We start from the raw sequence: 21,360 nt of genomic DNA on the forward strand, positions 1-21,360 counted from the left end.
AAGTGATGACTTTGATTGACACATTAGCCCAATACCCAGTGAAAACCATTGAGATTGATGGACAGGTACAAGCCTATCGCGAAGCTGGGCAAGGACAAGCACTGATTCTTTTACATGGAATCAGCTCAGGTTCTGCTTCATGGGTCAATCAGCTTGCTGTACTCAGTCATCATTTTCATGTGATTGCTTGGGATGCGCCAGGTTATGGCTTATCTGAGAACTTAGATACGGAGCAGCCAAATGCAACCAATTATGCTCAGCGAGTACTAGCGATTATGGATGCATTGGTGATTTCTAAAGCTATGATTGTAGGTCATTCATTAGGCGCATTACAGGCAAGTGCTTTTGCCCATCTTTATCCTGAACGAGTTGAAACATTAATCATTGCCAATGCAGCGCAGGGTTATCAACGCTCGGATGAGGATACCAAAGCACAGGTGTATTCCAAACGCCCAAATATGTTGAAAAGCTTGGGCAATGCAGGGATGGCGGCAAGCCGTGGTCCACATTTAATTTACAAACAAGACCCTCAAGCACTGGCATTGGTCAGTGAGGTGATGGGGCAGCTTACTTTAGAAGGTTTTACGCGAGCATCGTATTTGTTGGCGTATGACGAGATTAGAAATTATTTAATAGATCTCAAAGTTCCTTGTGTGGTGATTGCAGGTGATAAAGATGAAATCACACCTGCTCAAGCCATCATGGAATTGGCGATGGAAATGCAATTGAGCCGATGTCATCTCATTACAGATGCAGGTCATCTGAGTTATGTCGATCAACCTGATCAGTTTAACGACATTGTTTTATCGGCAAATTAATTAAACGAGAGATATGGATATGAGCTTCCAAGTTGAAGGAAAAGTAGCAGTTGTAACAGGTGGCTCGTCAGGCATTGGTTTGGCTGCTGTGGAAATTTTAGTTGCAGAAGGTGCAAGGGTCGCGTGGTGTGGTCGAGATGAAGCGCGTTTAGCCGCATCGAAACTTTATATTTTAGAGAAATACCCACACGCCAATATTTACACCAGTATCTGCAATGTTTTGGACAAAGAAGACGTTAAACGATTTGCAAAAGATGTAAAGCAAAACTTAGGTAATGTCGACATGTTGATCAATAACGCGGGTCAAGGTCGTGTGTCAAATTTTGAAAATACCCAAGACGAAGATTGGATGAAAGAAATTGAACTGAAGTATTTCAGTGTATTACATCCCGTTCGCGCATTTTTAAATGATTTAAAAGATTCAGCATGTGGCTCAATCACCAATGTGAACTCATTGTTAGCGTTGCAACCTGAACCGCACATGATTGCAACATCATCTGCACGTGCTGCGCTACTAAATTTAACGCATTCACTGGCACATGAATTTACTCAATATGGTGTCCGTGTGAACTCAATTCTTTTGGGTATGGTGGAGTCAGCACAGTGGAAACGCCGTTTTGAAACACGTTCAGACCCAAATCTGTCATGGGAACAATGGACAGGCAATATTGCTAAAAATCGTGGTATTCCGATGCAACGTTTAGGTAAGCCCGAAGAACCTGCACGTGCCTTGGTCTTTCTCGCATCGCCTTTAGCATCCTATACCACAGGTTCAACTCTCGATGTCTCTGGCGGATTCAATAAGCATTTATAAGGTGTGCACATGAAACAGTTGATGATGATTGGTTTTGGCGCGATGGCAGCAGAAGTGTATGCCCATATGCCGCAAGACTTACAACTTAAATGGATTGTGGTACCGGCACGGAGTGTTGAAAAAGTTCAGGCGCAAGTTTCGTCTGAAGTACAAGTGATTAGCTCGATTGATGAGTGTCAGGGTACACCTGATTATGTGATTGAAGTTGCGGGTCAAGCTGCGGTGAAAGAGCATGCGCAAAAGGTTTTGGAAAAGGGTTGGACTATCGGGTTGATCTCAGTTGGAACTTTAGCGGATAACGAGTTTCTGATTCAGCTAAAAAATACAGCTGAACAACATGATGCCCACTTACATCTTTTGGCAGGTGCGATTGCTGGAATTGATGGAATATCAGCGGCTAAAGAAGGTGGTTTGGAAAAGGTCACTTATAAGGGCTGCAAAAGTCCAAAAAGTTGGCGTGGTAGCTATGCAGAGCAATTGGTAGATTTAGATCAGGTGAGCGAAGCAACGGTTTTTTTCCGTGGTACGGCTCGTGAAGCTGCATTGAAGTTTCCAGCCAATGCCAATGTTGCAGCGACGATTGCGCTTGCAGGTTTGGGTATGGATGAAACTATGGTGGAACTCACAGTTGATCCAAACATCAATAAAAACAAGCACACTATTGTGGCAGAAGGTGTGTTCGGTGAAATGACAATTGAGTTGGTCGGTGTGCCTTTGGCGAGTAACCCGAAAACTTCGACATTGGCTGCACTTAGTGTGATTCGTGCCTGTCGCAATAGTGTTCAAGCAATTCAGATTTAAAGGATTTGATCATGGTAAAGGAAATTTATATCGCTGGAGAATGGCGATTAGGTCGAGGTGACACGATTCAAAGTCTGTTTCCAGCAGATCAATCTGTGAATGCTGAGATTTCAACGGCGAGTTTGGATGATGTCAATGAAGCGATTGAAAAGGCTGATTTGGCATGGCGCAAGGCGGAGTGGCGCAACAGCATGCCACATGAGCGTGCTCGGATTTTGTATAAAGTGGCAGACATTATTGAAGCGCGTGTTGATGAACTTTCAAAGCTACAAACCAGAGACAACGGTAAACCACTGGCTGAGACGCGTGCCTTAACCTTGAGTGCGGCTGCAACAGCACGTTATGTCGCAGCGGCGTGTGAAACCTTAAATGATGAGTTAACCACACAACGTGCGCCAGATTTTATGACCATGAGTGTGCATGAACCTGTTGGGGTTGTGGCAGCGATTACACCATGGAATTCACCGATAGCCAGTGAAGTGCAGAAGTTAGCACCTGCAATAGCAGGTGGTAATGCAGTCATTCTAAAACCAGCGGAAGTGACTTCTTTGATCGCGCTTGAATTAGCAAAAATCTTTGAAGAAGCCGGTTTACCTAAAGGTTTATTGAGTGTACTGGTTGGACGTGGTTCGGTGATTGGTGATGCAATCGTAAAGCATCCATTAGTACGCAAAATTTCATTTACAGGTGGAACGAGTACAGGGCGTCATTTAGCACATATTGCGGCTGAAAAGTTGATCACTACATCTTTAGAACTTGGCGGAAAATCACCAACTATCGTGATGCAAGATGCTGATATTGAGCTTGCGGCTAAAGGTGTGGCTTATGGCATTTTCAGTTCTGCAGGACAAGCATGTATTGCAGGATCACGCTTATTTGTGCATAGCAGTATTTATGATCAATTCTTAACACGTCTAGTTGAAATTACCAAAGGCTTGCGCGTTGGACATCCTGAAACTGCAGGCGTGCATTTGGGTTCTTTGATCAATCCGAAGCATTTAGCTTCTGTAGATGCTTATGTTCAATTGGCCAAAAAAGAGGGTGGTCAAGTTCTTGTAGGCGGTGAGGCATTGACTGAAGGTGAATTGGCAAAAGGTAGTTTCTATTTACCGACCATTATCACAGGTCTAAATAATTCAGCACAAATCTGTCAGGAAGAAATTTTTGGCCCTGTGTTGGTGGTGATGAAATATGACGATGAAGCCGATTTGATTGCACAAGCCAATGACAGTTGTTTTGGTTTAGCCGCTGGGATTTGGACTGAAAACTACCGTAAAGCTTGGCAACTTGCACGTGCTTTGGAAGTGGGAACAGTCTGGATCAATACCTATAAAAAATTCTCAATTTCTGCCCCTTTTGGTGGTTTCAAAGAAAGTGGAATTGGACGTGAAAAAGGTCGTTTAGGCATCTTGGCGTATATGCAACAGAAAAGCATTTATATGGGATTAAGCGAACAGCCAAATCCTTGGTGCAATTAATAAATTCATGGATAGAACAAGTTTTCGAGGAATATTGTAATGACAGAACGTGTAAATGTAGGCGAAGCAATCGCTCGTGTTTTAGAGGCGCATCAAGTTGATAGTATCTACGGCGTCATTTCAATTCACAATTTACCAATTGCTGACGCAGTAGGTCGCCGTGAAAAAATTCGCTTTGTCGCTGCGCGTGGTGAAGCAGGCGCGGTCACTATGGCAGATGGTCACTCACGTTTTAAAGGTTTAGGTGTCGCCTTGACCAGTACTGGTGCAGGTGCAGGGAATGCTGTGGGGTCATTGATTGAAGCGATGAATGCAGGTAGTCCAGTATTGCATTTAACAGGTCAAGTTGAACGTGAATATTTAGATCGTGATGCAAGTTTTATTCATGAAACCAAAGATCAGCTGACTTTCTTACGTGCATCGAGCAAAGCTGCTTTTCGTATTACTAGCCCTGACAATGCAGTAGGTGTGATTCGTGAAGCGATTCGTGTCGCAACGACTGTCCCAATGGGGCCTGTTAGTGTTGAGCTACCGATTGATGTGCAAGCAGCAGAAATTGATTTACCACTGAATCTAGGTCCAGTGAAAGCACTGGAATTACCTCAAGCAGATCAAGTTGAAGTCGATTTGATTGTTAATGAAATCAAAAAAGCCAAACGTCCAATTTTTTGGATCGGCGGTGGTACGCTCAATAGTGTGGATGAAGTCAAAGCAATAGCTGACTTGGGTATTCCAGTAGTATCTTCAACCCATGCGCGTGGTGTGCTAGCAGATAACCATCCACGTAGCCTAGGTGCATTCCATAACTCTGCAGGCGTTGAACAACTTTTAAAAGATGCTGATTTATTGATTGTAGTCGGGTCTCGCTTACGTAGTAACGAAACCAAAACCTATTCAGTGCAGTTCCCTGAAAATATTATTCAGGTCGATGCTAATCCTGTTGCACAACAACGTAATTACAAAATTCGTAATTTCATTTGTGGTGATGCCAAAGATGTGTTGCAACGTGTTCTCACAGGTTTAGCAGGCGTATCTAAAATAGATACTGAATATGATGCAGCAGTTGTTGATGCGAAACAGGCTGCAATCAATGCTTTACGTACACAGCTTGACCAATATGCGTTGATCTGTGATCACCTTCGTACAGCACTACCACAAGATGGCATTTTTGTTCGTGATATTACGATGTCAGGCAGTACGTGGGGCAGTCGTTTATTTCCAGTACAAGCACCAAATCAAAATATTCACTCTTTAGCAGGGGCGATTGGTCTAGGCTTAGCTACCGCAATTGGTGCCTCAATTGCCAATCCTGACAAAAAAGTGATTGGTTTAGTTGGTGATGGTGGTTTGATGCTAGGCATAGGTGAAATTGCGACGATGGCGCAAGAAAATACTAATATGGTACTGATGATCATGAATGATGGTGGCTATGGGGTCATGCGTGGTATTCAAAATAATTACTTCGGAGGACGCCAGCATTTCAACGAATTACACACACCTGATTACCAAGCTTTGGGTGAGGCGATGGGCGTGAAAAGTTGGAAAGTTGGCAGTGCAGAAGAGTTTAGAACAGTCATTCAGCAGGCAGTTGATTTCCAAGGGCCAAGTGTGATTGAGCTAGATATGCATTCAATTGGACCTCTGAACTTTGCAGGTCCGCCACAAAAGAAATTGTACTGAGTAATTTAAACATTGGTTGAGATAGCTGATGTTTGAAAATTTGTAGGCAAATTTTTTTGCCTACAAAACAATAAAAACTATGTTTTACAGGTAAAACAATAATCCAAACCAACAGGACGGTTGGTATCGAAGCGAAGGAATATGATATGAAAAAGACATTAGTCATGATGCTTGCAGCACTGTCGATGAGCGCGGTATCAAATGTATATGCACAAAGTTCAGCACTGGAATGGAAAAGTGAGGATGGAACGGATTCTGTCAAGCTTGGTGGAGTAGTGCGTTTGAATCAACGTTATGAAAATTGGGAGGGGCCAAATGGAGGTTTTGGAAAACTCTATTTTGATATTTTTCGAGTTGATCTGAAAGGCAAGTTTGATGATGCCTATTTCAATGCCAGCTACCTTTTCCAAGATCAAGAGAAGCGTTCAATTGAAAAAGCCTATGTGGGATATCATTTGGATGAACATAACAGCATAGAGGCAGGTTTTGTTTATAAACCCTTTGCAATTTATCCCTATCCGCAAAATGGATGGACTTATCATATTCCATTCTTTTTGGGTTATGGGAATAACATCGCTCCAGGTTTGAACTGGAATTTTAACAACAAAGATTGGGATGTGAAGCTAGGCTATTATCCTGAGATGCTAGCAACTAATCTTCGATATTCACCTGAAAGTGCGACTTATGATGATTTGGCTGAAAATGCATTTCCAACACAAAAAGCCTATCAAAATGAAAAGCGTCATCAAGTGAATACACGGATTGTTCGTAAGTTAGAAACTGAATTTGGTAAGCAAGAAGTTGGTGTATCAGGTGCAATTGCTCAATTGCATAATAAAATCACGGATGACAACGGCAAATATTATGCAGTGGGTTTGCATACTGATAATAATTACAAGCGTTTCAATGTCCAAAGCTCAGTGATTCATTATCAATATGATGCAAAAAATCCAGATGGTGTAAATGATGATATGACCTTGATGGGTGCAAATGGTTTAACGCCAGCATATTTCATTGCTTCCGAAGGAACTATTGCGAGTTTAAACCTCGCATACACATTACCTGTGCAAGATATGGGCAAACTCAAAGCAATCCGTTTTTACAATGATTATAGTTATTTAGATAAAAAACGTGAGGATTGGTCTGACTCGCAGATGAATACTACGGGGATGATGTTTATTGCTGCACCTTTCATGTTATGGGCGGATTACACTTGGGGGAAAAACTCGAATATTATCGGTGGAGCTACCAATGCTACAGGTTTTACGTCTACGGTTTCGCCAAATAGTGATAAATGGCTTTATCGCATCAATTTGAATATTGGTTTTAGTTTCTAGTTCTACTTTCAAATGAAGAGTAATCATCATTACTCTTCATATTTAATAAGCAGAACAATTTGAATACCTACCTATTTATTTACAGCGTTCTCTACAACCTGATCCATTTCCATCGAATCATAATAGGCTAGGGTGTTTTTCGCAGTTAGCTCACCATGACAGTGCTGACATGTCATGGTTGCTTTGGTTTTATGACCACAGTCTTTATGCAAATATTCCAAAATTGGATATTTATTATCTTCATTATGCCAATAATTGCCCCATGTCGTGACTGCCATAATAATTGGATAGAGGGCTAAACCTTTGTCTGTAAGTTTGTACTCGTAACGTTTTGGTGCTTCTTGATATAACACTTTTTCAAAAATTTTATTTTCAACTAAGCGATTCAAACGCTCAGTGAGTAAGTGCCGTGTAATACCGAGCTGCTTTTGAAAATCATCAAAACGACGTGTGCGAAGAAAAGCATTGCGGATAATCAAGAGAGTCCATCGATCACCGAAAATCGATAAGCTACGCGCAATAGGGCAACCCATTTCACCCAATTCATGCCATTTCATATAGACCTCAATATTATCTCAATAGGCTAATTATTGTCATTAAGGGACATTTTCCTTAATGAAAACACCATTAGATTGACAATTCATCATAGCACAGATATCGTACTTTTAGTTAGTTCCAAAAAAGAACTAATATGTATTAAAAGGTTTCTTTGCCAATTCGCTGTTCAGTTATCGATTTAGCATTCATTCACAAGTTGAAATGTTAAAGGTCTAGATGGGTTCTGTTAAAAGATTGAACTCAATCAATATTGAATACAAGGCACAAGAAAACGCAAAATGATGATCGAAAGGTGTCCATATGATGAAGGCAATTCCAAACCGAGTTTCAACAGCAGATTGGGAAATGATTCCACGACAAGTTCAATTCGCTTGGGAAAATTCACCATTACAATGGATTCCTCAAGATCCTATCGCGAGCCACAACGTTAATCATTTCAGCTTTACTTTGGTTCGTGGAGAATATTTTTTCTGCCGTATCTTCAATAAAGCACTGCCACATATCACAGATGAGCAACTCAAAGCTGATGTAAAAACTTTTATTCGTCAGGAAGCAATTCATTCCCAGGCACATAAAATATCGATTGAGGAATATTTACAGCGATATGGTGTTGACGTTGAAAACCAATATCAGCGTGTTGTCTATTTATTTGACCGTTTATTGGCTGATCAACCTTTAGGTCGTACATTACCCAAACCATTGCAAAAAACATGGTTAGATCTTCGAGTTGGTTTAGTTGCTGCTGCTGAGCATTTTACTTGCGCTCTAGGGCAATATGTTTTGACCGAGGCAAAATGGCAAGAACGTGGTTGTGACCCAGTTGTGAGTGATCTATTTGTTTGGCATGGAGCAGAAGAGGTTGAACATCGCACAGTGGCTTACGATTTATTTCAACATTTGAATGGAAGCTATTTGATGCGAGCAGGGATCATGTTGGCAACAGCACCTATATTTACTTATTTGATGGCCGCTGGTACAGCACAACTCGCAAAAGCTGATCCCGATATGCCACGCGATATGACTAGTCTTAAACAATTAAAATTTTGGAAAGCATGGCATCGTGCTGGCAAAAATCAATACACACCAGGCCCAATTTGGTATTTCACAACAGCACTTCGATTCTTCAAACCAAGTTATCACCCTTATTTTGAGGGCTCAACTGAACTTGCACAGGCCTATATCAATCAGTCACCTGCCGTGTTAGCAGCTCAAGCAATGCAACAATCAACAAAATTGAAAAGCTAATTCGAGGATATCTTCATCATGAAAAAACTCGAAAAAACGACTCAATTTATTATGTCTGGTGATATCTCACTCGCTGTATATCATTGGGGGCAGATTGTTGCAGATAAACCAAGTATTGTATTGATTCATGGTTATCCAGATTCTGCTGAAGTTTGGAATCAAATGGTAGAACATTTACATCCCGAATTAAATGTCTATGCCTATGATGTTCGTGGAACTGGACAGTCAGATATTCCTAAAAATCAATCTGAATATGCATTTAAATACTTGGTACAAGACTTGAGTACTGTGATTAGTCTTGTAAGCCCTAAACAACCTGTTCATGTGGTTGGGCATGATTGGGGTTCATTACAAGGCTGGGAGGCGGTGTTAGGAGATACGCTAAAATCTCAAATTAAATCATACACTGCGATGACACCGAGTGTTGATCACGTCGGTTGGTGGTTCAAACGTCAATGGAACCAAGGTTCATTCCAAGGGTATCGTAATGTGGTGACACGTGCGATCAGTTCAGGTTATATGGCAATGTTTCAATTACCTTTATTGCCAGAGTTAACATGGCGATTAGGTTTGACAAAAATTTGGCCATCAATTGTTGGATATATGGAAAACACTAATGCGCATGTAGACCCTTATCAATTACGCAATTCAATCAGTGGTTTGGGATTATATCGTGAGAATTTGGTTCAACCTTTGCGTAATCCGTCACAACGTAAAACAACGATTCCTGTGCATATGCTGGTCATGACCAAAGATCCATTTGTGCCAAGTTTTATGAGCCAAGGTATGGAAGAATGGGTAACTGACGTACGGTATAGTGAAGTTGCAGCAGGGCATTGGGGCATAGTGAGCCATCCACAACAAATTGCGAACACCATCAAAAGTTATATTTTTGATAAATTTTAATGATAATGATCGAGGAAAATCAATGAATCCTTTAAAAATGACGGGTTTGGAAATCATGCAAGCATTTGCACAAGGTCACTTCCCTGAGCCTGGAATTGCAAAGACAATGCCGATGAAGCCTATAGAGGTTGAACAGGGACGAATCATTTTTAGTGCGATTGCTGATGAACGACATACCAATCCATTAGGCGGTGTGCATGGTGGTTTTGCAGCAACAATTTTGGATTCAGTCACAGGTTGTGCAACACATACAGTATTGGCTGCGGGTGAGTCATATGGCACAACAGACCTTAATATTAAAATGTGTCGTCCGATTCCATTTAACACTCCGTTGATTGCAGAAGGAAAAGTCATCAATGTTGGGCGTAATCTTGTAATTTCTGAGGGTTATATTCGCGATGAGGATGGAAAATTGTATGCACATGCAACTGCGACAAATATGATTATTCGCCGTTCAGCATGATTTTAAGATTATTGTTTTGAATGGACTTGAACTTGTTATGATAGCCATGTGAAACATCATAAAAATATGTTCAGTTCATTCAAATGAGATATAAAAATGTCAAACTCTATTGTTCTACATCAGTGGGAAATTTCACCTTTTTGCCAAAAAGTTTCACGGATGTTGAAGTTCAAAGGTATTCCTTTTGAAACAATAAATTACAACGGCTTACTGGGTAGCAAAGTCCCTTTGCTTAGTAAAGTCGGCAAGTTACCTGTCGTGGATATTAATGGCGAGCGAGTTCAAGATAGCACTCGAATTGCACGTTATTTAGATCAACACTTTCCCGAGCTTCCACGACTTTATCCTGAAGATCCTATGCAATGTGCTTACACAGAGCTTTGGGAAGATTGGGCGGATGAAGTCTTGTATTTTTATGAAGTGCATTTTCGTGTAAGTGATAAAAAAGCGTTCAATCAAGTTGTTGAAATCAGCTCAGAAGGTCGTCCTGCATTTGAAAAGTATTTAATGAAGCCATTACTTAAATCGGCATTGGGTTTTCAAGTAAAGATGCAAGGTACAGGTCGTATGGCTCAAGCCGATATTGAAGCTGAATTTACTAGACACTTAGAACGTATTGAGTTGGTTTTAAATCAGACAGGTTGGTTGGTTGGAGATCAGCAGACGATTGCTGATATAGCAGTTGCATCTCAACTTCTAGAAATTGTTAGAACTAGCCAAAAATTTGGTGCACAAATATTAGGCTTTGCAAATATTTCAAAATGGCTCGATAATTTTTAATTCATTGATTTAAATAAAAAAGCAAAGCCGAGGCTTTGCTTTTTTATTGCTGAAATATCAGCTTAGATTTTGCTAATCAAATCATTGATTTGTTTTGCTTGTTCAGCAGCATTACCTGTATATGTAGCAGGTGTAAGCTCTGCTAAACGAGCACGTTCATCAGCTGGAACTTGAAGAAGTTCATCACCATTAACGAAGTTCACCATCATTTCACGTGTCATTGCTTGACCACGAGTAAGTGCTTTGAGTTTTTCGTAAGGTTTTTCAACATTATAACGGCGCATTACTGTTTGGATCGGTTCAGCAAGAACTTCTTGTGCTTGGTCTAAATCTTCATTTAAACGGTTAGCATTGAGTTCAAGTTTACCAATACCTTTTAAGCAAGCATCAAAAGCAATCAAGCTTTGTGCAAAACCAACACCCATGTTACGAAGAACAGTTGAGTCAGTTAAGTCACGCTGCCAACGAGAAACTGGAAGTTTTTCACCTAAGTGACCCAATACCGCATTTGCAATACCTAGGTTACCTTCTGAGTTTTCGAAGTCGATAGGGTTTACTTTATGAGGCATTGTTGAAGAACCAACTTCACCGTCTTTTAATTTTTGCTTGAAGTAACCAAGAGAGATATAGCCCCAAACATCACGGTTAAAGTCGATCAAGATCGTGTTATAACGACGTAATGCATCAAACAATTCAGCCATGTAATCATGTGGCTCGATTTGAGTGGTATATGGGTTGAAACTTAGACCTAAAGATTCAACAAATGCTTGTGCATGTGCAGCCCAATCAATTTCTGGATAAGCAGAAAGGTGAGCATTGTAGTTACCTACTGCACCATTGATTTTGCCCAATAATTCAACATTTTCAAATTGCTTGATTTGGCGCGCTAAACGATAAGCAACGTTCGCCATTTCTTTACCCAAAGTTGTTGGGCTAGCAGTTTGACCATGAGTACGAGATAACATTGGCTGTTCAGCATGTGTTGTAGCTAAAGCTGAAATTGCGTTCAGAATTTGCTTCATGCTTGAAACAAGAACTTCACGACCATTTTTAAGCATTAATGCATGAGACAAGTTGTTGATGTCTTCAGATGTACATGCAAAATGAATGAATTCGCCCGCATTTTTTAATTCATCAATATTGGCAATTTTTTCTTTAAGGAAATATTCAACTGCTTTTACATCATGGTTAGTTGTACGTTCAATTTCTTTAATGCGGTTTGCATCTTCTTCAGAAAAATTCGTCACAATCGCATCTAAAGCAGCATTCGTTTCAGCAGAGAATGCAGGTACTTCGATGATTTCTGCACGATTTGCAAGTGCTTGTAACCAACGCACTTCAACAGTGACACGAGCGTGGATTAAACCAAACTCAGACAAAAAAGGGCGTAGAGCATCGCATTTGCTCGCATAACGTCCATCAAGTGGTGAGAGTGCGGTTAAAGCATTCATACAGATTCCTTAAAGTTTGTCTCTCTTGCAGAACTTTATTTATTCCTCAAGAGAGATTTATAGAGGTTGTAAAACGGTATAAAAAATTTGCTCTAGCATCGGTTTAAACGACCTGATACTGCAAACGAGCAAGAGCTTGAATATCTTGTAAAAGCTTACGTTTACTAAAGATCATACTCCATGAGCTACCGCCCAGTTGTCGCCATAAATGCGCAAGTTGTAGACCTGTAAAGAGGCAAGCACGGATTCGATTTGTATGATTCATATCTTTAAAAGCTTCAGCATTACCACGGACAAGGATACGTGGATTAATTTGCCCAGCAGTTTCAACATAGGTCTGAGCTAAATTGGCAATAATACTTGGGTGCAAATAGTTATTATCGAAAAAAGACAACTGTTTTAGGATTTTTTGTTGAGCCGTTTCGATAATTTTTACGTATTCAGGATTGCTATAAACTTTCTTTTCCAACTGCAATAATGCCATAGCATAGGACATTGGAAGTTTAGCTGTCGAAAGTTTAGGAACTCGGGATTTTGGTGCAGTATTAAATGGTTGAGTAATACAACCTTCTAATGTTTTTAAACCTAGTGAAATATCAGCCAGTTGATTAAAGAAATCTAAAGTTTGAGTCGCATTGTTGGTCGCTGGACGAATATTTAAACTTGCTTTGATCAGTAGTTCAAAATAAAAATTACCACTATCTCCAATACTCTGCTGTCCTGCCATCGCAGTCATATGGGTCAGCTGAGTTGCTTGGAAGACAGCAGCCAATGCTAAAGCACGGTTTTGTCTTACATTCAACGCTTGGGTGTGCTGAAAGGGTAACTCCGCCATGCTTCGATTCCAATATCCTTAAATAAAATCTGGTTGAGGTGCATCAGTATGGTGAATGACACCACCGCCTAAGCATACCTCTCCTGAGTAAAACACCACACTTTGCCCTGGAGTTACAGCACGTTGTGGTTCATCAAACTCAACTCGAATACCATTTTCTGTATGTTCGTCACGATAAATTGTACACGCTTGGTCAGGCTGACGATAACGAGTTTTTGCTGTGCATCGGAAACCCGTAGTTGGGATTTCTTGTTCACCCGCAACCCAATCAATCGCTTCACTCCAAAGCTGTTTACTTTGCATAAGTGGATGCTCATGACCTTGTCCAATGACGAGACGATTGTTTGCAATGTCTTTGTGAAGTACGAACCATGCACCTTCTTGCGCACCTTTCATACCACCGATACCGATGCCACCGCGTTGTCCGAGCGTATAGTACATTAAGCCGTGATGTTCACCAACTTCTTTGCCGTTGTCTAAGACAATTTTTCCAGCTTGAGCAGGAAGATATTGTTTGAGGAAGTCTGTAAATCGACGTTCACCAATAAAGCAAATACCAGTTGAGTCCTTTTTCTTCGCTGTTGCTAAATCAAGTTGTTCAGCAATGCGACGAACTTCAGGCTTTTCAATTTCACCGACAGGGAACAGCGTCTTATTGATTTCACGACCATGAACAGCGTGTAAAAAATAAGTTTGATCTTTGTTATTATCTACACCACGTAGTAATGGTGCATAGGTTTCACCACGAGAGTTTTGTGTGCTTACACCACGACGCGCATAATGACCTGTTGCAATAAAATCTGCACCCAAAGTCATAGCATGGTCGAGGAACGCACGGAACTTAATCTCTTTATTACATAGAATATCTGGGTTTGGAGTACGACCTGCTGCGTATTCAGCTAAGAAATGCTCAAACACACGATCCCAATATTCCATGGCAAAGTTTGCGGTGTGCAGTTTAATTCCAATCTTGTCTGCAACGGCTTGCGCATCTGCTAAATCTTCAAGGGCTGTGCAGTATTCCGTACCATCATCTTCTTCCCAGTTTTTCATGAAAAGACCTTCAACTTGATATCCTTGTTGAAGTAAAAGCGCGGCAGAAACAGAGGAGTCTACACCACCAGACATACCGACGATGACACGTTGTTGCATCTAATTAAGCATCCAAATGAGAAGTTAATGAGGGAGAGAAAGGGTGCTCATAAATAAGCGATAAAGGATATTTCTTACCAGCGAGGGCATCTTCAATTACTTTTAAAACTAATGGGCTTCGCGCACGAGCGGATTCTTGCAGCTCTTCTAAACTCATCCAAACTGCACCGACAATATCGATATCTAGTTGTGCATTTCCCTCAACCGAGGTGACATGTGCCAAGAAGCAAAAACGATAATATGTGCGATCTGGAAACATGGGAGGGGTATAGGTATAGATACCAAGCAAATGATCTATTTCTACATGATGACCTGTTTCTTCTAAGGTTTCACGGATCGCTGCTTCAATAATCGTTTCACCGCATTCGACATGACCAGCAGGTTGATTAAACACGGTATGTACAAAGCCTTCGCTGTGTTCTTCAACAAACAGAAAACGTCCGTCTTTTTCAACTACAGTGGCGACTGTGACATGAGGTGTCCAAGCGGTCATAGAAAGCACCATGATTTTAAAAAACGTATTCTACAAAATTTGAGAGTTTTTGGCTATGGTGGCTGAATCATAGATTTAGCCACTAACTGCTTTAATCAGGTTTAATTTTACTATTAATAAATTTTCGTAGTTTCTTTGCCGATTGGCATGCTGGATCAGTATCACCATATTTACAACTATAATTGAGAACATTTAAAGCTTTTTTATAATTAGGTTCAGTATTTTCCTCAGAAATTAATTGGTCTGCAAACATGGTGCACCCCCAAGGATCGCGCCAGTCACAAGTTTTCTCAAATGTTGAAAAAATACACTTCTTTTGTTCAGTGGTTAAGTGTTTTTTGTAGTCCAACATTCCAGCAGCCCTATTGGTACAACCAGAGGCGATGCCTAACTCACAACTTCTTTGAAATACTTGTTCGGCTGGAAGTTTATAATTTGCTTCTTGTAATGATAACGCCACTAAATAACAGGCCACAGCATCACTTTCCACACAAGATTGATAGCATTTAAATTTATTGTTTTCACAAGTAGATATTATATCTCTGTATGAATTTGATAGAGGAGTTTGTTGAGATGGAGATGTATAGGCTGGGCATTTATTCAAATTATTAGTAAAAACTTGATGATGCTTTAAATCACTTGCTATGAAACTCAATGAAGCTGCTTCAGTTGTTGCATAATGAGAATCGGTACTCATGATTTCACTATCAGATTTATAGTGAGAGCATGCGGTTAAGATATTAATCGTTAATATAGATAAACCCAAATATATTGTTGTTTTATTCATAATCGTCCGTAGTTTTCGTTAATATTATAAACAGAATTAATAAATTAGTTTTGTTTATAATCATTCTTCACTTTCACATAGTTTTGTGCTGAATAAGGTAAAAATGCTTTTTCTTTATCTGTGAGAGGGCGGACTTGCTGGACTGGGCTACCCACATACAAATAACCACTTTTTAAGACTTTACGTGGCGGCACTAAACTACCAGCACCAATCATGACATCATCTTCAATAATCACGTCATCTAAAACAACTGTATTAATACCGATCAAGACACGATTGCCAATAGTACAACCATGTAAGGTCACATGATGACCTACAGTCACATCATCACCAATTACTAAAGGTGAACCATTTGGTTTGGATTGATTTTTATGACTGACATGTAACATACAATGATCTTGTACATTACTATTTCTACCAATCTGAATCGAATTGACATCACCGCGAATAACGGCAAAAGGCCAAACTGAAACATTCTCAGCTAACTTGACATCCCCGATGACTACTGACATTACATCAATATAACAACTCGTATCAATATCAGGGTAATGATCTAAATAAGGGCGAATATTTTTAGCCATGAGAAAATACAATAAATAATTTGCATGAATTATAAAATAAAAAAGCATTCATACTAAATAGCATGAATGCTTGATTAGCTTGTTTATTCTGAGAATTAGAATAAGTTGCTAAGGAACTGTTTGATATGGTCGATCATACGAGCAAAGAAGCCTGCTTCTTCAACAGGTTTTAATGCAACTAGTGGTTTTTCAGCAATCACTTTTCCATCAAGACTCGCAACTAATTTCCCTACAACTTGACCTTTAGCCAAAGGTGCATTCAGTTTTGGTTGAACGACGATTTGAGTTTTGATTTTATCTGCTTGACCTTTAGGCATAGTTACGTTGAAGTTTTCAGCCAAACCGATTTGAACTTCATCTTCTTTACCAAACCATACTTTTGCTTTTGCTAAAACTTGATTTGCTGGTTGAACATTAGCAGTTTCAAAGTTTGCAAAACCCCAAGCCAATAATGTACGAGTTTGGCTCGCACGTTCATTCATGCTTGGTGTACCAAAAATCACAGAAATCAAACGCATAGGACCACGTTTGCTTGATGTTGTTAAGCAATAACCAGCTTCTTCAGTATGACCTGTTTTTAAACCATCTACACTTGGGTCTGTGTAGAGAAGGGCATTACGGTTACCTTGTTTGATACCGTTAAATGTAAATTCTTTTTCAGAGTAAATTGGGTAATACTTTGAGCTGTCTTTAATAATATGCTGAGCAAGAACTGCCATATCTTTTGCAGTTGAGTAATGACCATCAGCAGGCATACCTGTTGAGTTGATAAAGTGTGTATTTACCATTCCAACGCGTTTAGCTTCTTGGTTCATCATGTGGGCGAATGTACCTTCATTGCCCGCAATATGTTCAGCCATTGCTTTAGAAGCATCATTACCTGATTGGATGATAATACCGCGAAGCATTTCTAGAACAGTTGCTGTTCCATTAAGCGGTACATACATACATGATTCTGTACTACTTCCACGGCACCACGCAGATTCATTCATGCGTACTTGTTCGTTTTCAGTCAATTCCCCCTTCAAAAGTTTCTGCTCAATGATGTAGCTTGTCATCATTTTAGTCATTGAAGCAGGTGCAAGTTTTTCATTTTCATTTTTTGCAGCGAGAATCTGTCCTGTCTCATAATCCATTAATACATAGGATTTATTATTTAGTTCTGGTGGAGCAGATAGGACAGTTGCTGCATATGAAAAGCTTGGCAAAAGTAATAATGCAGCAAGAGCGCTTTTTTGATTCATTCTAGATCGTTCCAATATCTTGTGTGAAGCAGAAGAGCCTAGCATTTTAGGACAAAGCAAAGCCGACTTCTATGGGGGAAGTCGGCTTTTTAACACAGTATTGTAACGAATCGGTTACTTAGAATAATAATTTCGAACATCGTCGCAAATTTGACGATTATCTTCATCAGATGCGGCTTTTGCATCATTACGTGCTTCTGTCAAAGCAGCCTGAAAATCTTTACTTTTTGCGCGCTTATTGAGTACATCAACAGCTTTTGGATCATTATCTAAATAGGCTTTAACAAGATTGTCGTAGGCTTTATTAAACTTAAGATCTTTGCCGATTAATGGAGGGCAAATTTCAGAAAGCACATAAATTGCAGCTAACTCTTGTTGAGTGACATTTTCTGAGGTCGGAGTAACTTCAATTTTTTCGGTTTCTGATTTTTTTTCTGCTGCATAAGTGGTTGCAGAAAATGCAGTAGACGCTAAGAGAAATGATAAACCCAGTGTTTTTAAAACATTTTTAGTCATAAGAAATCAAACTCAAAAACAAGACTTAAAGAATTTGAATAACTTATAGCATAACTGAGATTGAAATTTGTATCTTTGCTGTAGAAACAATGGAGAAAATGTGATCTTAAATCTGAGAAATAAAACCACATTTACCTATATCAAAACTTATTCTTCGAAATTAAGGACATCTTCACATACTGATTTCTGTTCTGATTTCTCAACTTCTGTTGCAGCAGAACGTGCATCTTTGAGCAGACTTTGAAATTCAGCATCTTTTTGTAAGCTGTCTATAGATGCAGTCTTGTCCGAGTAGTTACTTAAATATGAACCGACCATCTTTTTGATGTTTTGGTCAAATTTAGTATTCTTACCGATGAGGTTTGGACACATTTCGATAAGTACTTGTGCATTTGCAATATCATCTTTGATTAATGCATCTGCTTCTTTGACTGAAACCGCTTCGTCAGCAAATGCTACAGATGTTGCTACAAGTGTGAAACTCACCCCAAAAAATCGAATAAAATTAGATAAATGTCTCATGGCAATGTAAATTTCTAATACTAAGAAGTTATAAATATATATAATTCAATGAATAATTCAATTGAAAAAACTCCCTAGTAATGTTTGAAGAGACTGGAATTTAGTGAATATTTTAATTGCAAATGATGATGGTGTTTTTGCCCCGGGGCTACAAGCTTTAGCGCAGGCCTTAAAGCCATTAGGTCGAGTGGTTGTGGTTGCACCTGAAAGTGAGCGGAGTGGTTATTCTAGTGCTTTGACATTAGATCGTCCTTTGCGACCAGTTCAAATCTCTGAAGACGTCTGGGCAGTGAATGGAACGCCTGCGGACTGTGTTTATTTGTCAATGAATGGTCTATTTGATTTTGAATTTGATCTGGTTGTGAGTGGTATCAATAGCGGTGCAAATCTTGGTGATGATGTATTGTACTCAGGTACGGTAGGAGCTGCATTTGAAGGACGGTTAATGAAACATCCTGCGATTGCTGTTTCTTTGGCAGGTTCAAATGTTCGATCATATGAACACCCTCAGCATTATGCGCAAGCAGCACAATGGGTCCATGACTTTATTGCAAATGGATTACCTATTTTACCACCTCGTCATATTTTTAATATTAATATTCCAGATGTTGCTCAAATCCAAGGTACAAAAGTGACGTATCAAGGCCGAAGAGCGCAATCTAAACCTGTAAGTAGCCATGTTGACCCCCGAGGAAGACAAGTTTATTGGATTGGATTAGCTGGAGAGGCAGTAACTGACCCTCAGGCTGTTTCTAGCAATATTCAATCAGATTTTTTTGCAGTGTCGAATGGTTATGTCAGTGTTACTCCAATTCAAATGGATGCAACGAACTACGCGATTTTAGATAATTTACATGTTCTTGTTAATGGTTAGCGGTTGCTATGTTATAACTTTGTGAATATAGAAAGTGAGAACTCGTTTTTTTTCACTTTTTTGATACTCTTAGGCGCAAATATAATTCAGGTTTCGATGAGGGTGAAGATGCATTCAAACCAAGTCTCGATTTTTCTAACAAAGAAAATGATTAAAACAATCCTATTGTCTTTATCAGTAGCAACGACAGTAATTGTGACGGGGTGTGCATCTAAACCACAATACAAAGGTGGCGCACGCTACGTGAATGCACCTAATTATTATACAGTGCGTTCAGGGGATACACTGAGTGGGATCGCAAACCGCTATGGTTTGAACTACTTAGATATTGCTGCACTGAATGATATTGCAGCTCCGTATCGAATTTATGTGAATCAGTCACTAAGACTTAAAGGCTCAGTCAGTCAGCGTACTACGTCGACGCAGGCGATCACTCAAGCAACTCCTATCCAACGTCAAACGATTAATTTACCGACTCAACAGCCAGTTGTACCAAAAACACCTGTTATTACGCCAACACCTGTCAATCCACCAACTGCTTCAACTTTAGCATCGGGTTTACGCTGGGTAAAACCTAGCAACGGTCCTGTGATTCAAGGTTTTAATTTGGCAAGTAATGTTAAAGGAACCCGTTATGGTGGAAATGAGGGTGACCCAGTCTATGCAGCAGCAAATGGTCAAGTTGTATATGCAGCGGATGGTCTAAAAGAATACGGCAACTTGGTTCTGATTAAGCACATTGATGGTTACATTACTGCTTATGCACATAACAGTAAAATGTTGGTGAAAAGCGGTGACAATGTGACGGCTGGTCAAAAGATTGCTGAAATGGGTTCTACAGGAGCGACTAGAGTCATGCTGGAATTCCAAGTTAGATTAGATGGTAAACCTGTTAATCCAACCACTGTTTTACCTAACTAAATATACATCATTATTTGTTTAACAAACTTTCAACAAATTGTTAAGAATCTCTAGTCTAGGAGTAGACTTCTCTGTATACTCATATTGATTGCTTTAATTAGAACAATAAGCATATTAATAATTTGAGAGGGAAGTCTATGCTAGATCAGTTGCGTGCAATGGGGGTTTTTGCGTGCGTTGTTGAAAAAAGTTCATTTAGCGGTGCTGCTAGAGAACTGGGAATTACAACAAGCGCAGTCAGTCAACAAATCCGTTCTTTAGAACAAGATATGGATGTGACTTTGCTTCATCGTTCTACACGAAAATTAAGCCTTACAGAAGCGGGTCAAGCATTCTTTTTAAGCTGTCAAGAAATGCTTGCAGCAGCAGAGCGTGGCAAAATTCGCATCAATGAATTGCGCGATGATTTAGTCGGTGACTTACGTATTGCAACGACACCAGAACTCGGTGCGCTTCATGTTATTCCAGCACTTTCTCACTGGATGTCTGCACATAAAGCACTTGCAATCCATTTTGAAGCCGATCATCGTTATATTGATTTAATTGAAGAGCGAATTGATATTGCAATCCGCATGAGCCTAAAAATCGATGATCATCAGTTAACAGCAGTGCCATTAGCTCGAGTTGATCAGGTACTCGTTGCTTCACCAAGTTATCTAAATCAAGCTCCTCCGATTTCGAGACCAGAAGATTTACGTCATCATGAATTGTTACCAGTGACTTTAATGCAAAATTATCAGCATTTCTCATTTCGTCATGGTTTAAGTGGGGAAGTGGTAAATATCGATATGAAAACACGCTTAAGTACAAATAACGTGTTTGTTGCAAAATCATTGTGCCAGCAAGGGCATGGGATCGCGCGTATTTTATATATGGATATCCAAAAAGAGTTAGTGAATGGGTCTTTAGTTGAGGTATTACCAGATTGGAATATGCCAGCATATACCTTACATGCGTTGACCTCGAAACGTGAACAATATCCAATGAAAGTCCATCGCTGTATAGATGCCTTAAAACAATATTTTGCTCAGCTTCCTGGTGGGCGTTCCTTGCAGGGCGTAGCCTAAATAAAAAAGCCATGTTCTCATCAGAACATGGCTTTTT

23 protein-coding genes are annotated in these 21,360 nt (G+C 39.8%); 13 read left to right on the plus strand and 10 right to left on the minus strand.

The window, feature by feature from the left end; translation table 11 throughout:
• The first annotated feature begins 2 nt into the window (after positions 1 to 2).
• The 6 genes from H2677_RS05750 (at position 3) to H2677_RS05775 (ending at position 6,928) form a co-directional block, all read left to right on the plus strand.
• Positions 3 to 818: an alpha/beta fold hydrolase gene (locus H2677_RS05750; protein ID WP_212639336.1), complete on the plus strand. Its 816-nt coding sequence runs from the start codon at positions 3 to 5 to the stop codon at positions 816 to 818.
• A gap of 19 nt (positions 819 to 837) precedes the next feature.
• Complete coding sequence (locus H2677_RS05755) at positions 838 to 1,632, plus strand: SDR family oxidoreductase (protein WP_212639337.1); 795 nt, start codon at positions 838 to 840, stop codon at positions 1,630 to 1,632.
• A 9-nt stretch (positions 1,633 to 1,641) separates the two neighbouring features.
• Positions 1,642 to 2,433 carry an aspartate dehydrogenase gene (locus tag H2677_RS05760; protein WP_005054722.1) on the plus strand — a complete coding sequence of 264 codons (792 nt, stop codon included), beginning with the start codon at positions 1,642 to 1,644 and terminating at the stop codon, positions 2,431 to 2,433.
• 11 nt (positions 2,434 to 2,444) lie between these two features.
• Positions 2,445 to 3,911 (plus strand): aldehyde dehydrogenase, encoded by a 1,467-nt coding sequence (locus H2677_RS05765; RefSeq protein ID WP_212639338.1) that lies wholly within the window; start codon positions 2,445 to 2,447, stop codon positions 3,909 to 3,911.
• Positions 3,912 to 3,950: 39 nt separating this feature from the next.
• Complete coding sequence (locus H2677_RS05770) at positions 3,951 to 5,591, plus strand: thiamine pyrophosphate-binding protein (protein ID WP_212639339.1); 1,641 nt, start codon at positions 3,951 to 3,953, stop codon at positions 5,589 to 5,591.
• A 146-nt stretch (positions 5,592 to 5,737) separates the two neighbouring features.
• Complete coding sequence (locus H2677_RS05775) at positions 5,738 to 6,928, plus strand: hypothetical protein (RefSeq protein ID WP_212639340.1); 1,191 nt, start codon at positions 5,738 to 5,740, stop codon at positions 6,926 to 6,928.
• Between the two features lie 71 nt (positions 6,929 to 6,999).
• On the opposite strand, the gene H2677_RS05780 is transcribed toward H2677_RS05775, so the two are convergent.
• A complete protein-coding gene (locus tag H2677_RS05780) occupies positions 7,000 to 7,485 on the minus strand; it encodes a winged helix-turn-helix transcriptional regulator (RefSeq protein WP_099948409.1) in 486 nt (161 codons plus the stop codon).
• Positions 7,486 to 7,786: 301 nt separating this feature from the next.
• Here H2677_RS05780 and H2677_RS05785 point away from each other — a divergent pair, with 301 nt between their 5' ends.
• The 4 genes from H2677_RS05785 to H2677_RS05800 all read left to right on the plus strand — a co-directional run bounded on the left by H2677_RS05785 (position 7,787) and on the right by H2677_RS05800 (position 10,880).
• Complete coding sequence (locus tag H2677_RS05785) at positions 7,787 to 8,731, plus strand: metal-dependent hydrolase (RefSeq protein ID WP_004953302.1); 945 nt, start codon at positions 7,787 to 7,789, stop codon at positions 8,729 to 8,731.
• An 18-nt stretch (positions 8,732 to 8,749) separates the two neighbouring features.
• Complete coding sequence (locus H2677_RS05790) at positions 8,750 to 9,637, plus strand: alpha/beta fold hydrolase (protein ID WP_212639341.1); 888 nt, start codon at positions 8,750 to 8,752, stop codon at positions 9,635 to 9,637.
• 22 nt (positions 9,638 to 9,659) lie between these two features.
• The gene (locus H2677_RS05795; protein ID WP_212639342.1) at positions 9,660 to 10,100 is read left to right on the plus strand and encodes a PaaI family thioesterase; all 441 of its coding nucleotides are present in this window, start codon (positions 9,660 to 9,662) and stop codon (positions 10,098 to 10,100) included.
• A 96-nt stretch (positions 10,101 to 10,196) separates the two neighbouring features.
• Positions 10,197 to 10,880: a glutathione S-transferase family protein gene (locus H2677_RS05800; RefSeq protein ID WP_212639343.1), complete on the plus strand. Its 684-nt coding sequence runs from the start codon at positions 10,197 to 10,199 to the stop codon at positions 10,878 to 10,880.
• Positions 10,881 to 10,942: 62 nt separating this feature from the next.
• Here the strand turns inward: H2677_RS05800 and purB are convergent, their stop codons facing one another.
• The 9 genes from purB to H2677_RS05845 form a co-directional block, all read right to left on the minus strand.
• A complete protein-coding gene (gene purB / locus H2677_RS05805) occupies positions 10,943 to 12,331 on the minus strand; it encodes an adenylosuccinate lyase (protein ID WP_004953312.1) in 1,389 nt (462 codons plus the stop codon).
• Positions 12,332 to 12,434: 103 nt separating this feature from the next.
• Positions 12,435 to 13,166 carry a high frequency lysogenization protein HflD gene (gene hflD / locus H2677_RS05810; RefSeq protein WP_004913152.1) on the minus strand — a complete coding sequence of 244 codons (732 nt, stop codon included), beginning with the start codon at positions 13,164 to 13,166 and terminating at the stop codon, positions 12,435 to 12,437.
• A gap of 18 nt (positions 13,167 to 13,184) precedes the next feature.
• Positions 13,185 to 14,318: a tRNA 2-thiouridine(34) synthase MnmA gene (gene mnmA / locus H2677_RS05815; protein ID WP_004913150.1), complete on the minus strand. Its 1,134-nt coding sequence runs from the start codon at positions 14,316 to 14,318 to the stop codon at positions 13,185 to 13,187.
• Between the two features lie 4 nt (positions 14,319 to 14,322).
• On the minus strand, positions 14,323 to 14,811 hold the full coding sequence (locus tag H2677_RS05820) for an NUDIX hydrolase (protein ID WP_212639344.1): 489 nt from the start codon (positions 14,809 to 14,811) through the stop codon (positions 14,323 to 14,325).
• A 91-nt stretch (positions 14,812 to 14,902) separates the two neighbouring features.
• Positions 14,903 to 15,598 carry an SEL1-like repeat protein gene (locus H2677_RS05825; RefSeq protein ID WP_099948416.1) on the minus strand — a complete coding sequence of 232 codons (696 nt, stop codon included), beginning with the start codon at positions 15,596 to 15,598 and terminating at the stop codon, positions 14,903 to 14,905.
• Between the two features lie 44 nt (positions 15,599 to 15,642).
• On the minus strand, positions 15,643 to 16,179 hold the full coding sequence (locus tag H2677_RS05830; protein ID WP_212639345.1) for a gamma carbonic anhydrase family protein: 537 nt from the start codon (positions 16,177 to 16,179) through the stop codon (positions 15,643 to 15,645).
• A gap of 95 nt (positions 16,180 to 16,274) precedes the next feature.
• Positions 16,275 to 17,423 carry a D-alanyl-D-alanine carboxypeptidase PBP5/6 gene (gene dacC, locus H2677_RS05835; RefSeq protein ID WP_004913142.1) on the minus strand — a complete coding sequence of 383 codons (1,149 nt, stop codon included), beginning with the start codon at positions 17,421 to 17,423 and terminating at the stop codon, positions 16,275 to 16,277.
• Positions 17,424 to 17,537: 114 nt separating this feature from the next.
• On the minus strand, positions 17,538 to 17,939 hold the full coding sequence (locus H2677_RS05840) for an MCR_0457 family protein (RefSeq protein ID WP_004959481.1): 402 nt from the start codon (positions 17,937 to 17,939) through the stop codon (positions 17,538 to 17,540).
• Between the two features lie 147 nt (positions 17,940 to 18,086).
• Entirely contained in the window at positions 18,087 to 18,461 is a 375-nt protein-coding gene (locus H2677_RS05845; RefSeq protein WP_212639346.1) for an MCR_0457 family protein, read from the minus strand.
• 103 nt (positions 18,462 to 18,564) lie between these two features.
• Here H2677_RS05845 and surE point away from each other — a divergent pair, with 103 nt between their 5' ends.
• The 3 genes from surE (at position 18,565) to H2677_RS05860 (ending at position 21,323) form a co-directional block, all read left to right on the plus strand.
• Entirely contained in the window at positions 18,565 to 19,335 is a 771-nt protein-coding gene (gene surE, locus H2677_RS05850) for a 5'/3'-nucleotidase SurE (protein ID WP_004913134.1), read from the plus strand.
• A 108-nt stretch (positions 19,336 to 19,443) separates the two neighbouring features.
• A complete protein-coding gene (locus H2677_RS05855; protein ID WP_212639347.1) occupies positions 19,444 to 20,256 on the plus strand; it encodes a peptidoglycan DD-metalloendopeptidase family protein in 813 nt (270 codons plus the stop codon).
• 137 nt (positions 20,257 to 20,393) lie between these two features.
• Positions 20,394 to 21,323: a LysR family transcriptional regulator gene (locus H2677_RS05860; RefSeq protein WP_004953334.1), complete on the plus strand. Its 930-nt coding sequence runs from the start codon at positions 20,394 to 20,396 to the stop codon at positions 21,321 to 21,323.
• Positions 21,324 to 21,360 lie beyond the last annotated feature (37 nt).

It is taken from the genome of Acinetobacter junii (assembly GCF_018336855.1).
Taxonomy (GTDB): Bacteria; Pseudomonadota; Gammaproteobacteria; order Pseudomonadales; family Moraxellaceae; genus Acinetobacter; species Acinetobacter junii.